General features: G+C 66.0%; 14 protein-coding genes. 8 read left to right on the top strand and 6 right to left on the bottom strand.

The window, feature by feature from the left end:
* The first annotated feature begins 131 nt into the window (after nt 1-131).
* The 3 genes from OG874_RS26360 to OG874_RS26350 all read left to right on the top strand — a co-directional run bounded on the left by OG874_RS26360 (nt 132) and on the right by OG874_RS26350 (nt 2,324).
* Entirely contained in the window at nt 132-1,433 is a 1,302-nt protein-coding gene (locus OG874_RS26360) for a gamma-glutamylcyclotransferase family protein (RefSeq protein ID WP_330249820.1), read from the top strand.
* 199 nt (nt 1,434-1,632) lie between these two features.
* Nucleotides 1,633-1,806: a hypothetical protein gene (locus OG874_RS26355; RefSeq protein WP_330249819.1), complete on the top strand. Its 174-nt coding sequence runs from the start codon at nt 1,633-1,635 to the stop codon at nt 1,804-1,806.
* A 329-nt stretch (nt 1,807-2,135) separates the two neighbouring features.
* Nucleotides 2,136-2,324 carry a hypothetical protein gene (locus OG874_RS26350; RefSeq protein ID WP_330249818.1) on the top strand — a complete coding sequence of 63 codons (189 nt, stop codon included), beginning with the start codon at nt 2,136-2,138 and terminating at the stop codon, nt 2,322-2,324.
* Nucleotides 2,325-2,398: 74 nt separating this feature from the next.
* Here the strand turns inward: OG874_RS26350 and OG874_RS26345 are convergent, their stop codons facing one another.
* Nucleotides 2,399-2,833, bottom strand: a complete 435-nt coding sequence (locus OG874_RS26345) for a hypothetical protein (RefSeq protein ID WP_330249817.1) — start codon at nt 2,831-2,833, stop codon at nt 2,399-2,401.
* Between the two features lie 134 nt (nt 2,834-2,967).
* Here OG874_RS26345 and OG874_RS26340 point away from each other — a divergent pair, with 134 nt between their 5' ends.
* Together OG874_RS26340 and OG874_RS26335 are read left to right on the top strand one after the other, a co-directional pair.
* Entirely contained in the window at nt 2,968-3,597 is a 630-nt protein-coding gene (locus tag OG874_RS26340) for an NUDIX hydrolase (RefSeq protein WP_330249816.1), read from the top strand.
* Between the two features lie 623 nt (nt 3,598-4,220).
* Nucleotides 4,221-5,123, top strand: a complete 903-nt coding sequence (locus OG874_RS26335; RefSeq protein ID WP_330249815.1) for an aminoglycoside phosphotransferase family protein — start codon at nt 4,221-4,223, stop codon at nt 5,121-5,123.
* Between the two features lie 55 nt (nt 5,124-5,178).
* Here OG874_RS26335 and OG874_RS26330 read toward each other — a convergent pair whose 3' ends face one another.
* Nucleotides 5,179-5,928, bottom strand: coding sequence for an SDR family oxidoreductase (locus tag OG874_RS26330; RefSeq protein ID WP_330249814.1), 750 nt, complete (start codon nt 5,926-5,928; stop codon nt 5,179-5,181).
* A gap of 101 nt (nt 5,929-6,029) precedes the next feature.
* Between OG874_RS26330 and OG874_RS26325 the strand changes: the two genes are divergently transcribed.
* Nucleotides 6,030-6,893, top strand: a complete 864-nt coding sequence (locus OG874_RS26325) for a helix-turn-helix transcriptional regulator (RefSeq protein ID WP_330249813.1) — start codon at nt 6,030-6,032, stop codon at nt 6,891-6,893.
* Between the two features lie 5 nt (nt 6,894-6,898).
* Here OG874_RS26325 and OG874_RS26320 read toward each other — a convergent pair whose 3' ends face one another.
* From OG874_RS26320 to OG874_RS26310, 3 genes are all read right to left on the bottom strand, one after another.
* A complete protein-coding gene (locus tag OG874_RS26320; RefSeq protein ID WP_330257411.1) occupies nt 6,899-7,156 on the bottom strand; it encodes a cupin domain-containing protein in 258 nt (85 codons plus the stop codon).
* Nucleotides 7,157-7,233: 77 nt separating this feature from the next.
* Nucleotides 7,234-8,139, bottom strand: coding sequence for a phosphotriesterase family protein (locus OG874_RS26315; RefSeq protein ID WP_330249812.1), 906 nt, complete (start codon nt 8,137-8,139; stop codon nt 7,234-7,236).
* Nucleotides 8,136-8,561: a carboxymuconolactone decarboxylase family protein gene (locus tag OG874_RS26310; protein WP_442943108.1), complete on the bottom strand. Its 426-nt coding sequence runs from the start codon at nt 8,559-8,561 to the stop codon at nt 8,136-8,138. Before OG874_RS26310 ends, OG874_RS26315 begins: the two co-directional genes overlap by 4 nt.
* A gap of 75 nt (nt 8,562-8,636) precedes the next feature.
* Between OG874_RS26310 and OG874_RS26305 the strand changes: the two genes are divergently transcribed.
* Nucleotides 8,637-9,215: a CGNR zinc finger domain-containing protein gene (locus tag OG874_RS26305; RefSeq protein ID WP_330249811.1), complete on the top strand. Its 579-nt coding sequence runs from the start codon at nt 8,637-8,639 to the stop codon at nt 9,213-9,215.
* A gap of 3 nt (nt 9,216-9,218) precedes the next feature.
* Here the strand turns inward: OG874_RS26305 and OG874_RS26300 are convergent, their stop codons facing one another.
* The gene (locus tag OG874_RS26300; protein WP_330249810.1) at nt 9,219-10,100 is read right to left on the bottom strand and encodes an alpha/beta fold hydrolase; all 882 of its coding nucleotides are present in this window, start codon (nt 10,098-10,100) and stop codon (nt 9,219-9,221) included.
* 123 nt (nt 10,101-10,223) lie between these two features.
* Between OG874_RS26300 and OG874_RS26295 the strand changes: the two genes are divergently transcribed.
* The gene (locus tag OG874_RS26295) at nt 10,224-13,385 is read left to right on the top strand and encodes a BTAD domain-containing putative transcriptional regulator (RefSeq protein WP_330249809.1); all 3,162 of its coding nucleotides are present in this window, start codon (nt 10,224-10,226) and stop codon (nt 13,383-13,385) included.
* Nucleotides 13,386-13,596 lie beyond the last annotated feature (211 nt).

The following is a 13,596-nucleotide window of genomic DNA, read 5'->3' as shown; positions in this document are numbered from 1 at the left end:
GAAAACTTCGAAGACGTAACTGTGCACACGATCGCGGTCGTAGTTGAAATAGGCTGTTATCCACCGTAGGTTCGTTCTGGTTGCTGCTGTGGATGTCCCACCCCGAGTGCTATCGATGAGGACCAGCGCACATGAAACTCTACTTCGCGTACGGCAGCAACATGGCGTTCGAGGCGATGGCCAAAGTCTGTCCTGGTGTACAGCGGGTGGGCCAAGCACGGCTGTCGAACTATCGGTTGCGGTTCAGCAGGCGTTCGATCAAGTCGCATACCGGCGTGGCCGATGTTGTTCCGGCCGAGGACTTCTGTGTAATGGGGATGCTCTACGAGGTTCCCGACGCCGAATGGCCGGCGCTGGAACGTAAGGAAGGACTGCGACTGAAGCCCCCTGCCTACCGCGAAGTGGCAGTCAGCGTGTACTCCTTCAAAGAGCGCCGCGAATATCACGCTTCGACCTTCGTGGTCTGTGCACCGGAAGCAAACGAGCAGATTCCGTCGTCGACCTACTTGCAAGGCATGATCGAAACGCTTGAGGGCTCAAGCGGTTTCGTGCCCTACTTGGAGTTCTTGAAGTGGCTGAAGCGATGCATTGAATCATCCAGCCCTGACACATTCCGACGCGGCACCCTTGTACTGGCGACTACCGCCCGCGGCAACTCCCGCGGTCGATATCTGATTCGTGCGAACCCCGCCTCGCTTGGTCTGCCGAAGAACACTAAGCGAGTGATGGTCGAATTCGACGGCAAGGCAACGGTAGCGAGCTTCGACGCCTGCGCTGAGGTTCCGGACGGAATTTGCGAGATGGACCAAAACCTTCGCCATGCATTCGGGATCACAGGCCAGAAGTGCTACGGCCAAGCTGTAATGATCCGGTCGGTCAAGCGGAAGCGGGTGATGCCGGCGCTAGTGGAACCCCGCAACCTCTGCCTCACGGTTCGGCAGACGAACTGGACGGACAGTGAGAAGCGAATTTGCGTGCTGCATCCGAAGAATATCGTCCTTCTTGGCTTGGAGGAAGGCGAGCACGTCGAGATCGAATGTTCGACACTGAAGAACCGCAAGGTCACGACGAAGACGGGACGCTACCGCGTGTACACATCAGAGGGCCGGCACGGACAGGCGAGAGAGTACCCGGAGATCAACTGCGTCTATCTCGACCGAGAGTGCCGGGACGAGCTCGGCTTGTCTCGAACGGCGGGTTCGTACTTGAATTGGCCAGTACTGGTCAGGCCCAGCGTTTCTCACCTATTGCGCCGCCGTATCGCTGTTTATGGCATCACCTTCCTGCTGGGCATCGCTTCGCTCAGCAAGATCTTTGAACTCCTTCTACCCTCGATGACCGATGTATCGCGTGGCGTCGCAGCCGTGATATGTGCAGTCGTCGCCACCGCCATTGTCACGCTCGTCGATGTGCGAGCAAAGATCCGCTACTGACCCAAGTGCCCTAACCGAACGCTTGACGAGAGCGAACCGCGAGCAGTCCTGTGTCGCCACGATTCAGCGCGTCAGACCCCGTATCCCCACCTGCAGCGGCACTACGTGGCGCGTGGCCGCGTTCGCCAGGTAGCAACTCGGTGGCGCCCTCGCGCTCGGAGTCCTCGGCGCGGTCGCCATTCACCGCAGCACCCAACTCGTGGATTCCGGCCTGCAGCCGGAATCCACACTGACACAAGACTTCCGGCTGACATTTCTGGTCAGCGCCGCGGTCCTCGCGATCGCTACTGTGGTCGTCGGCTTCGGCATCACCCGCGCCGCGGGCACTGGCGCGGCAGCGGACCCGCATCCGGCAGTGCCCGCGACAGTCTGAGGTACCACCGCACCAACGATGCGTGATCACCCGGCGCGACCCATCGCGACTGCGGTGGCCCGATCCTGTCATGTGCCCGCGCCATGATCGCAAGCATGTAGATACGGCAGGTTTCTGATGGAGCAATGGGGCATCGCGGACATCATTCCACGGGAACTGCTCGACAATGCGGTCTTGCTCTGCAGCGAGGACAAGCCGCAACGCTGCCATCGCCGGGAGATGAACGCATCACCGGGCCCGGCACGGATCCGGACCTGGCCTGCGCGGTGTTCGACTCGACCGCGAATCTGCTACATCCGCTGACTGATTCGGGGAACCGGTATCGCACGATGCGGGAGATAGTGGTCGGCTACTTCCGCCACCACGGCATCTCCACGCTCTATGTCGGTGAGCCGCAACTGTTGATGGGCCACTTCGGCCTGTACGAGGTCCGGATCGAGTTCGAGTTCGATGTCGACGGCGCGGTGAGTCGTACCGGCTTCGGCCTGATCGACGGCGCATTCGCGATGATCCCGTAGCGCCCCGTGTCCACTCGAAAGGCCCGGTCCAGTGAGGACCGGGCCTTTGTCGTTGGGAGGAGTGAAGGTTTGCGCTATATGCAGACGCCGGCGAGGTTTACTGCGGTGACTGTGGTGTATCCGGCTGCTGGTTGGTAGTCGGGGAAGCCGTCGTAGTAGACGGCGCTGACTATGTGCTGGCCCGCGATATCCGGAATCCACAGGATGGTCGCGGTGCCGTTGGAAATCGGTACGGTCCCAACGATATTGCCGCCGAGGCCGGGCAGGCGGCTCGTGAATTCGACGACACCGCTCTGTACCGGGGTGCCATCGGGGCGCTGCGCGGTCGCCTGTGCGGTCTGTCCGCAGCCGACGGCCGCGAGATTGGTCGGACCGAGCGCCGAGCCGGTCATCGCCACCGATAGGGTCGGGGCGATGGCCGCGTTGGCTTGGGGTGCCAAGGTTGTCGGCACTGCCAGACACGCCGCCGCAAGCGCCGCACCGGCCGCGCCGCGCGAGAGTCCGCTCATCATGCCCGCCTTTCGCTGTACCGGCCGGACCGCTCATGGTCCGGCGTCGGTGTCGCACGGTACATGAGACGTGGATCACATCGGTGCAAGCCGCGCCGAGAATCCGCGAAGACGAGAAGGCGCAGGTGAGGATCATGACGTCCTCGACCGCGGACTTGATTTCGCTAGCTGAGCCGGAACGTACCGGCCCGCAACTGGGGCGTACGGTGATCTGCCGCGGCGGTGGCCACCTTTACACGGCCGATGGAACAGCATGGATTCCGTTCGGACAACGAGTCCGACTATTTCCAGAGGGGATGCTTATGGGTGCGACTGGGATCGTTCCGGCGGCAAAGACGCAGCGGCACAAGGTGACTGGTGATGTTCACTTGGTTTTGCGCTGTGGTGACAATGTGCTTTTCGGTCGACGGCAGAACACTGGGTTCGGGGATGGGGCGTGGCATCTTCCCTCGGGTCACTTGGAGGCCGAGGAATCCGTTGTCGCGGCGCTGATTCGGGAAGCCGAGGAAGAGGTTGGAGTGGTGATCAGAGCGGAGGATGTGCGGTTCAGTCACGTCATGCACAGCTCTTCGTCGGGAGGCCGGGTGGCGTTCTTCTTCACTGTGACGGATTGGGAGGGCGAACCCGTTAATCGGGAGCCCGAGAAGTGCAGTGCGCTCGGCTGGTTCGCGCTGGATGCGCTGCCTGATCACATGATCGACTACTGCCGAAATGCTATGCGGTACCTCGCCGACGAGGTGTCGTTCTCGGTCTACGGCTGGTAGTTCAGCACGCGCCGAGTCAGGGCGAGTAGGGCTTCGGTGGGGGAGATCGGTTTACGGTGATTGCTATGCTGCGGCGGATATCTATTGAGCCGTAGGCGAATTCGTTGAGGCGTTGTTCTTCGTCGGACATTCCGGCGAGTTGTTCGACGATGGTCCAGTATGCGCGCAGACGCGGGCTGCGACGACTCGCGTGACCAGGGGATGCCGGAGCAGCAGCGGGTCAGTGCGCTGACGACCTATTCTTCGGCGCGGACTCGGTCGGGGCCGAGGACGAACTGGCGTCGCCCGGCTTTCGGCCGCACCGCCAAACGATCAGTGTCGATCTCGGACGAATGCGGCTTCGTCCAGGCCGATCGCCTCCGCGACGGACGTCATGATCACGGCTGTAAGCTATTTGGCGGTCATGTACCGACTCTGCTCCGTGCACCTGGGCGTGGACCTCGAGCGGACCGCGAGTCGATCGAAACTCGCTGGTCATCGGGCCGTATCGAGCGGCTCGCCGATCAATGGGCCGCCGCGGAGCGGGCCTGCGCATACCGTGCCATCCCGGACGGACGTAGTTGAGCCATCAGACTGCTTGTGAATCAACGGAATTCGCCGGATAGAAGCACTACGATGAGCTCATGACCACTATGCGGCTGGGTAATGGGACGTGGTCGATACTACGGGCCGCCTGTGTGGGTGTTGGCATCAATGCCGCTGGTGCTCAACTGCTTCGGGTGACCCAGGATATCGATTACGGGTTGCCCGACGGTGTGGTGGTCCGGATCGGCGCGCGAGGACAGGAAGGCGCCGCCAAGCGAGCGGTCGATGTCGCGCGGTGGTTGGCGTTTTCCGGAATTCCCGTGGTGCAGGCCGTATCCGATATTCGGCAGCCGGTGGTGGTGGACGGTCACGCGGTGACCTTCTGGCACGCACTACCGCCCCACCGCGCGGGCACGCCCGCCGAGGTGGCCGCGGCGCTGACGCGGCTGCACGGATTGTCACCGCCCACCGATCTGGAGCTCGGGCGGGTGGCGCCGTTCGTCGGCCTCGATGAGCGCATTGCCGCCGCGCACACCTCGAGCGCGGACGATAGGTCTTGGCTGCGTGGATATTTGGAAGAGTTGCGCGGGCGGTGGTCGGCGCTGCCGACCGGGCAACCCTGGTGCGTGATCCACGGCGCCGCGTGGAGTGGCAATGTGGTCGTGGCCGAGGACGGCAGCGTGATCCTGCTCGATCCCGGCCAGCTGTCGATCGGTCCGCCGGAATGGGATCTGGTGCACGCGGCGATCGAATGCGCGTCCTTCGGTTGGATCAGCGACGAGCTGTATGCGCAGTATTGCCGTGGCTACGGCCGGGATGTGATGCGCTGGGACGGCTTCTATCTGCTGCGCGATATCCGTGAGTTCCGGATGGCCACGATGGCCGCGCAGGCGGCCGCCGCGAATCCGGTCTACCAGCAGCAGGCGGATCTCCGCTTGGCCTGTATTCGCGGCGATATCGGCCCACGGCCGTGGGCCGGGTGGGCGGCGCTGGCCGACTGATCTTGGCGACCAGACATGCGGTGGGTGCTCGAAAGAGCGCCCACCGCATCAGTTTTCAGCCCTGCTGGGTGGGCACGACAATGAGCTCGGCGACATTTACCCGCGGCGGCGCGGCCACGGCGTAGGCGATTGCATCGGCGATATCGCCGGGGCCCAGGATCTCCAGGTCGCCGAGCATCTGCGTGAGACCGGCGCGCTGCTGCGCGTCTTGCATGCCGTCGCCGAGTTCGGTTTCGACGAACCCGGGTTCGATATTCTTCACCCGCACCCCGCGCGGACCGAGTTCCGCGCGCAAATTCCGGGTCAGGTGGGCGACCGCGGCCTTCGTCGCGGTGTATACGCCGTAGTTCGGGAAGACGAGGTGCCCGCCGACCGACCCGACGTGCACCAGGTCCGCGGGTCGGCCGGCACCCGCCGCGGCGAGCAGGTCATCGATGAAAGCCCGTCCGGTGTAGAGCAATCCGTTGATATTGGTGCCGATCATCTGGTCCCACTCGTCGGTATGCGCGGATTCGAACGGCGCGGCGAGCATGACGCCCGCATTCGCGACCACCAGGTCGACCGGGCCGAATGCGGCGCGCACCGTCGCCGCGGCGTCGCGCACCGACTGTTGATCGACCACGTCGGCGACCACGGCGAGGGTTTGCCCGCCGATCTCGCCCGCCAGCTCCTCGATCCGGTCCTTGCGACGGCCGAGCAGCGCGACCCGCGCGCCGTGGTGCGCGAGTTGGCGGGCGGTTGCCGCGCCGATGCCGCTCGATGCTCCGGTGACTACCGCGGTGCGGCCTTCCAGTGTGTTTGTCATGACCACAACGTTCGCGCCCGGAGTCGCCACCTGCCAGGCTGCGGACTTCCTGGTAGTCGCGGGGCCACCCAGGCTCATCCTGGAGGCCTTACCCTCGGTTCATGGACTCCGCGAATCAGTTGGGCGTTTTCCTGCGGGCACGCCGCGAGCTCGCGCGTCCCGAGGAGTTCGGACTTCCCGGCGGCGGGCAGCGGCGGGTGGCCGGGCTGCGCCGTGAGGAAGTCGCACTGCTCGCCGGAATGAGCGCGGACTACTACGTGCGGCTGGAACAGGGGCGCGATAAGCATCCGTCCGAGCAGGTCGTCGTGGCGCTGGCCCGGGTGTTCGCCCTCGATGAGGAGGGGATGGCACACCTGCGTGAGTTGGCGCGACCGACCACGCGGCGCAAGCGGACGTCGCGGCGGCCGGAGCGGGTCGCGCCCGGACTACTGCGGCTGATGGCGGCGTGGCCGAATACGCCCGCGCTGGTTCTCGGCCGCTATATGGATGTGCTTGCCGCGAATCCCCTTGCCACCGCGGTCAATTCCTGTTCGGCGCCCGGAGTGAATATGGTGCGGGCCATCTTTCTGGACCCGCAGGCGCGCGACTGCTACGTCGACTGGCCGACCATCGCCGCCGATACCGTCGCCAGTCTGCGGGCCACGGCGGGCGCCGATCTGGACGATCCGCGCCTGACCGAACTGGTCGGCGAATTATCGCTGAAGAGTGAGGATTTCCGACGGCTCTGGGCACGCCACGATGTCCGCGTGAAAACCGCTGGCATCAAACACTTTCGCAATCCATTCGTCGGCGAGCTGATCCTGTCCTATGAAACCCTCACCGTCAACGGCGCTCCGGGGCAGATACTCATCGCCTACCACGCCGAGCCGGGCTCGCCCGCGGAACGCGCACTTGCCCTGCTCGGCATGATCGCCGCGGGTGAGATTCCCGAATCCGCTTCTATATCAGTCGATTTAGAGCAGTAGGGAGCTCAGTTGCCGTATTGCTTGGTCTCGGGGTGCTCGACCAGCAGGACGTGTGCCGGTGTGTCCGCCACTGGGCGGTGCCGAATCCTCTTGGATACCACGAAGATTTCGCCCGCATCGAGAATTGCCGGCGGACGGCCTTCGAGTTCGATGCGAAAGGTGCCGTCCCAGCAGAGGAAGAGTTCGTCCGCGTCGTGGTGATGCCACGGGAACTCGCCCGCTAGCCGGGCGGCCTTGACGACTGTGTCGTTGACCTGTGCCAGCAGGCGCTCATGAATTCCAGATAACCCGTCGGGCCTGAGAACCTGCTTACGGATCGCCCCCGCTTTGCTGATAACAGCTATCTCGACCGCCAGTTCGCCGCGAAGGCGCTGGCCGGGTTGTCGATGAAAATGGCGGTGGCGATATCCGGACCCAACTCTCGTTCGATCCGAGGGCGCAGCGTGGTCAGCAGGAAGGGCATGCCGGGGCCGTCTGCGGTGGATCTGGCCGTCGCCGTCACGGTATCGCCGCCGAGGAGGATGCGGTGGGTGTGACCTGCGTCGGTGAGCGCCGCGAGGATGTCGAGCAGCCGCCAGTCGGTGTTGTGGTGTGCGCGGGAGGGGCCGTCGAAGGCGAGGTAGGCGCCCACTTCGGCGGCTCGGCGGTGAATTCTGGTGTCCGGGAAGCGATGTAGGTGACCGAGGATGATGCGCTGCGGTCGGATGCCATGGGTATCGCTGAGCAGCTCGAGCATCTCCAATGCCGCGGACCCGGCTTCGAGATGGATACCGATGGGGGAGTCGGTGGCGTGGTGGGCCGCGGCGGCGGCGCGGGCGACATGGCGGGTGTGCTCGTCGAGATGGTGGTAGGCGCCGGAGATCTTGATCATGCCCGCACGGATGCCCGGCCCGGTGAGTTCGCGGATGAACAGCTCGGTCAGACCGTCGTAGACGGGTGTCAGTTCGGTCGGGTCGTAGTGCCTGGCCTGGTGCATGCCGGTCGCGGCGATGACGTGTACGCCGGATTGCCGTGACAGGTCCGGCAATTCGTCGAGTCTGGGTCCCAGGCCCCAGGGTGTCCACTGGGCGACTGCGCGGCCACCAAGTGCCGCAAAGGCTTTCAGTTCGACAAGGGCGGCCGCAGGGTCGTCGAGTTCCTGGCCGGGCAGTGTGGGTGAGCGGAAGAACAGATGGTCGTGGGAGTCGGTGATGCCGAGGTATGCCGGAGCTATATCGCCGAGTACGGTGCGGATCTGCGCACTCACTTCCCGGCCTCCTGCTCGGCATCGGCGAGAGCCGCTGCGGCGATACGCAGTCCGGCCAGTGCCTTCGGGACGCCGAGGTAGGGCGCCAGATGGACGAACACCTCGACGATCTGTTCTCGGGTCATACCAACGCGCAGTGCGGTTTTGACGTGACCGGACAGTTGCGGGTCGACGCCGCCGAGTGCGGTCAGCGCGGCCAGATTGACCAGCTGGCGATCACGCAGCGATAGGCCAGGGCGCTGATAGGTGCCGCCGAACAGGGCCGTGACGATCCAGTCCCCGAAGCCGGGCGCGAGTTGCTCCAGGCTCGGTAGCGCGGCCTGCTGGGTGCTTTCGTCCTGGAGCAGGTCCAGCATCCGGTAGCCCTGCGCGCGGTCGAAATGCGCCGGTGTCATCTGCTGTGACAGTTCGGTCATTGTCATCCCTCGTTCCTCGTAATGCTCTAGCCGTTACGGAACGCTAGCATATGGTAACGGGATGGGCGTTACAATTGTTCGGTGACTACCGAGGACAAGCTCGCCTTCCGCTTCGACTGCGGCGCGACCTGGTTGAACCTGCTCGCCACGACCGGCCGCAGGTTCAGCGCGAACCCGGTGGAACGGCTCGCCACGCCCGAGCGGCTCACCGACTGGCTCGAACGGGTCGATCTGGCCCCGCAGCGCACTCCGGACGACGATGATCTGCGTCGCGTATGGCAGCTGCGAGAAACCTTGCGCGCCTTGGCATTGGCCACCGTCGACCGGCAGCCGCCGCCCGCGGCCGCCGTCGCTGAGCTGGCCGCCTTCGTGGCCGACCACCCGGACCCCATCCGATTGGCCGCGGACGAACGGTTGCGTCGCGAACCGCCTGCGACGGTGGACGACGCCTTGGCGCGCATCGCTCGCGAAGCGGTCGGCCAATTGACCGGAGCCGAGCGCACCGCACTCAAGAGCTGCCCGGAACACGATTGCCGTGGCGTCTTTCTCGACCCGCAGGACCGCCGTCGCTGGTGCCCGGCGCCGGCCTGCGCGAGCCGCGGCCGGGTCCGCGCCCACCGCGCGCGCCGCAGCGCCGAGGTCGCGGACCAGGCTCGGTAGTCGCTACTGGCGGTTCAGCAGATCACGCAGCGCCTTGGTCACCTCGGCGGGGGATTCCTCGGCCATGAAGTGGCCGCAGGTGACGGTTTCGTGGTGCAGATCGGGTGCCCAAGCGCGCCACAGTGATCGGGCGTCGAAGCCGAGGGCGGCACCCCAATCCTGTTGCAGGACCGAGACGGGCATGCGCAAGACGGTGCCCGCGGCGCGGTCGATCCGGTCGTGTTCGACGTCGATGTGGGCGGAGGCGCGGTAGTCGGCGACGATCGAGGCGACGGCGTTGCGCGAGGCGGCCAGGTAGGTGGCCCGGATGTCGGCGGGGATGGCGCGCGGGTCACGGGTCCAGATATCGAGGAAATGGCCGAAGAAGGTGTCGGCGCTCGCGCTGATCAGCTGTTCGGGCAGGCCGGGCGGCTGGGCCATGAGGTAGAGGTGGAAGCCGATGGCGGCGGTCGTGCCGTGCATGACCTCCCACATGTCGAGGGTAGGCAGGACGTCCAGTGCTGCCAGGTGCGTGACGGTGTCGGGATGGTCCAGGGCGGTGCGGATGGCGACCAGGGCGCCACGGTCGTGCCCGGTGAGGGCGAATCGGTCGTGGCCGAAGGCGCGGGCGAGGGCGACGATATCGGCGCCCATGGTGCGCTTGGCGTAGGTCTGTCCGTCGGTGTCGGCGGGTTTGTCGCTTGCGCCGTAGCCGCGCAGATCGGGGCAGATCACGGTGTGGTCGGCCGCCAGATCCGCAGCGACATGCCGCCACATCAGGTGGGTCTGCGGGAAGCCGTGCAGCAGCACGATGGGGCTTCCGTTGCCGCCGACGGCGACATTGAGCGCCACCTCGTCGGCGACGGTCACACGCTGGTAGTCGAATCCGGCGATTCGCTGAGTCATCGGGAGTCCTTTCCGGCAGGGCCTCGGTGGGCCGCCTTCGACGACCCTGCCCGGCCGCACTGAGCAACTGGTCAGCACCCGCTGAGCGGCTAGATTGGTGGGCGTGACCAGGTCTTCGGCGTCGTGGGCATAGCGTTCGGTGTGCTCGGTCCGGTGTGGGCCGAGGACGAGCGTGGTCGGCTGCCGCTGAAGGGGCCGCGCCATCGGGCGGTGCTCGCACGATTGCTGGTCGCGCGAGGGCGGGTGGTACCCGTCGCGCATCTGGTCGACGATCTGTGGGAGCGGCCGCCGGCGGATGCGGTCGGCGCGATCCAGACCTTCGTCGCCGCTTTGCGCCGGGTGCTGGAGCCGGACCGCAAACCGCGCGAACCCGCCCGCGTGCTGGTGACCGAACCGCCCGGGTACGCGATTCGCGCGGCGTCCGAGCAGGTGGATGCGTGGCGGTTCGAGGCGGCGGTCGGTCGCGTCGACGAACTGCTCGCGGCGGGGCGAGCCGCCGACGCGCTGGGCGAGGTCGACGCGGCGCTCGAGCTGTGGCAGGGCCCGGCCTACGCCGAATTCGCCGAAACGGGTTGGGCGCGTGCCGAGATCACCCGATTGGATGAACATCGGTCGCTCGCGAGCGAGCAGCGAGCACGCGCACTGCTGGCGTTACGGCGCCACGGGGATGCGGTCCGCACGCTGGATTCGCATCTCGGCGCGCACCCGCTGCGCGAACAAGCCTGGCAGCTAATGGTATTGGCGCTGTATCGTTCCGGTCGCCAGAGTGAGGCTCTCGCCGCATTGCGTCGCGTCCGCCGGAATCTGCGCATGGAGCTGGGTGTGGACCCCGGTCCCGAACTGCGTCGGCTGGAAGCCGGCATTCTCTCCCACGCACCGCATTTGATGCCAGGCGACGATACGACCGGCACCGATTCGGCGGTGATCGCGCGGCGCAGTACGCTCGCGCGACCGTTCGTCGGCCGAGCGGATGAGCTGGCGCGGCTCAGGAGCGCCGCCGATGAGTGTGCAGCCGGTGGTCGGTCGGGGATCGTGCTGATCTCCGGTACCGAAGGTGTCGGGAAAAGTGCTCTTGCCGAAGAGTTTTCGATGTTGATGGCAGAGCAGGGGTGGACGACCGCCTGGGGTCCGAGTCCGGTCGATCGGGGGACGCCGTCCAACTGGCCGTGGACGCGAATACTGGCCGGACTGGCGGCAGCGGGGTATCCGCAAGGTCCGGATGTGGCCCAACCGGAGGCGGATCCCGCGGTCGCGCGGTTCCGTGCGCATCGCGCGGCGGCCGAATATCTGGCTGTCGTGGCACGAGATCGCCCGGTACTGCTGGTCTTCGACGATCTGCACCAAGCGGCCGAGGAGACGGTGGATCTGCTGTCCACGTTGGCTACTGCGCCCGTCGACGGGTCGGTGCTGCTCATCGGTACCTATCGCGCAACCGAGGTAGGTACCGCGTTGACCGCGGCGCTGGCGCGGTTGGCGCGCGCCGAGCCGACCCGGATCTACCTGAGCGGGTTGACCGAGACCGAAACCCTCGGCCTGGTACGGGAATTGGCAGGGGAGCAGGTCGATATCGCGGTGTTCCGGCGAATTCATCAGCGCAGCAACGGAAATCCGTTCTTCGTCCGCGAAATCACCCGCCTGTTGCGCGATGAGGGCGCCGCGTCGCTCGATGCGGTGCCGGTCGGTGTGCGCGATATCGTCCGTCATCGACTGGCCGGACTGTCCCGGGCGGAGCGGACGGTGCTGCAACAGGCGGCTGTTGTCGGCGGCGATATCGATCGCGATCTGCTCATCGGACTGGTGGGAGCGCAGGAGCCCGTCCTCGATGCGATCGAGGCCGGTGTGCGCGCCGGGTTTCTCACCGAATCCGGTTCCAGCGGAGTCCGATTCGAACACGCAGTAGTCCGCGATGTCCTCTATCTGGACATCGCGGCCCCACGCCGCGCCGCCTGGCATGCGGCGGTCGGCGAGCTGCTGGAGCAGGCAGAGGTCAGCGATCCGGCCGTCCTCGCCTACCACTTTCTCCGCGCCGACAGTCGCGCCACCGCGGGCCGTGCCGCGCGCTACGCGCGCCTCGCTGCCCTCGCCGCCGAACGCGTCTTCGCGCCACACGAGGCGGCTCGGCTCTGGCGCGCGACGATTACCGCCCACGACCGTGCAGGTGACAACGATGTGCGCGGACGCCTCGATGCCACCATGGGTCTGGTTCGCGCACTCGCAGTCACGGGCAAACTTGCGGAAGCCAGAACCCTACGCGCGCAGGCCATCACGACCGCCGAAGCGCTCGCCGATCCGGCCCTGACCGCACGGGTGATCAGTGCCTTCGACGTCCCGGCGCTCTGGACCGATAACGACGATCCCGACCTGGCCGAGCGTGTCGTTCGCGCGGCCGAACGCACCCTCGCGGCGCTACCAGCCGGCGAACTGGAGGTCCGCAGTCGTCTCCTCACCACCATCGCGCTGGAACTGCGCGCCACCGATGACAAGCGGGGTCGAGTAGCGGCGACCGAAGCGGAGGCCATTGCCAGACAGCTCGACAACCCCGCGCTGCTCGCCTTCGCGCTCAACGGCCGGTTCATGTCGACCTTCGAACGTGCGGGCCTGGCACCCGAGCGCGCACAATTGGCCGCCGAGCTGATCGATCTGGCCGCCGCCCACAATCTCGTCACCTTCGAGGTCCTCGGCCACCTCATCGGTATCCAATCCGACTGCGCCATCGCCGATTTCGCGGCGGCCGACCACCACGCCAGTGCCGCCGACCGTCTGGCCGAGCAATACGACCTACCCTTGGTCCCGATCTTCACCCACTGGTACGCCGCGCTCCGCGACTCCCACTCCGGCACCTTCGAGGACGCTGAGGCGGCCTATCGCGCGGCCGCCGCCGACCTGCGCGGCGCCGCGATGCCGGGCCTCGAAGACGGCATCCTCCCCCTTGCCCTGCTCTGCCTGCGCCTGCGATACGGATGTTCGATCGATAGCACCCCATCGGATTTCGGCCCGCACGAGCCTTGGGTGCGACCCCTCGTCCTACTCGCCCAGAACCGGCCCGACGACGCACGGCAGGCTCTCCGCACGGCCCCCGAATCCCCCCACGATCTACTTCTCGAACTACGCCTATGCCTGATCGCCCGAGCCGCCATCGCACTCGACGACAAGCCGACGATGCGACGCGTGCACCACCAATTACTCCCCGCCGCACGAGAACTGGCCGGAGCAACCACCGGCTTGCTCACCCTCGAACCAGTCGCCCACTACCTCGCCCAGCTCGCAACCGCACTACGTCGATGAGCTGATCCGCAGCGCCGCACCGGCATTGGGTCACATCGACATCATGGTCAACAATGCCGTGCTGGGCGGCGGCCCAGTCGTCGATATGACCGACAAGCAGTGGGTCCGAGTCCTCGACGTCACCTTCCGCCCCCTGATCACAGTTCCGCTGGGGCGATCGATTCCGCATAACCCGCCAAAGGTCGAGAATGCGCTGATGCATGGCCCACTC

Source organism: Nocardia sp. NBC_00565, from assembly GCF_036345915.1.
Lineage (GTDB): Bacteria > Actinomycetota > Actinomycetes > Mycobacteriales > Mycobacteriaceae > Nocardia.
This window is presented reverse-complemented; position numbering and strand designations above follow the sequence as displayed.

Coding starts and splice junctions, on each gene's coding strand:
- OG874_RS26350 (WP_330249818.1), top strand. CDS start 2,136: ATGCGGGAGATAGTGGTCGGCTACTTCCGCCACCACGGCATCTCCACG.
- OG874_RS26300 (WP_330249810.1), bottom strand. CDS start 10,100: ATGACTCAGCGAATCGCCGGATTCGACTACCAGCGTGTGACCGTCGCC.
- OG874_RS26345 (WP_330249817.1), bottom strand. CDS start 2,833: ATGAGCGGACTCTCGCGCGGCGCGGCCGGTGCGGCGCTTGCGGCGGCG.
- OG874_RS26325 (WP_330249813.1), top strand. CDS start 6,030: ATGGACTCCGCGAATCAGTTGGGCGTTTTCCTGCGGGCACGCCGCGAG.
- OG874_RS26310 (WP_442943108.1), bottom strand. CDS start 8,561: ATGACAATGACCGAACTGTCACAGCAGATGACACCGGCGCATTTCGAC.
- OG874_RS26340 (WP_330249816.1), top strand. CDS start 2,968: ATGACGTCCTCGACCGCGGACTTGATTTCGCTAGCTGAGCCGGAACGT.
- OG874_RS26360 (WP_330249820.1), top strand. CDS start 132: ATGAAACTCTACTTCGCGTACGGCAGCAACATGGCGTTCGAGGCGATG.
- OG874_RS26330 (WP_330249814.1), bottom strand. CDS start 5,928: ATGACAAACACACTGGAAGGCCGCACCGCGGTAGTCACCGGAGCATCG.
- OG874_RS26335 (WP_330249815.1), top strand. CDS start 4,221: ATGACCACTATGCGGCTGGGTAATGGGACGTGGTCGATACTACGGGCC.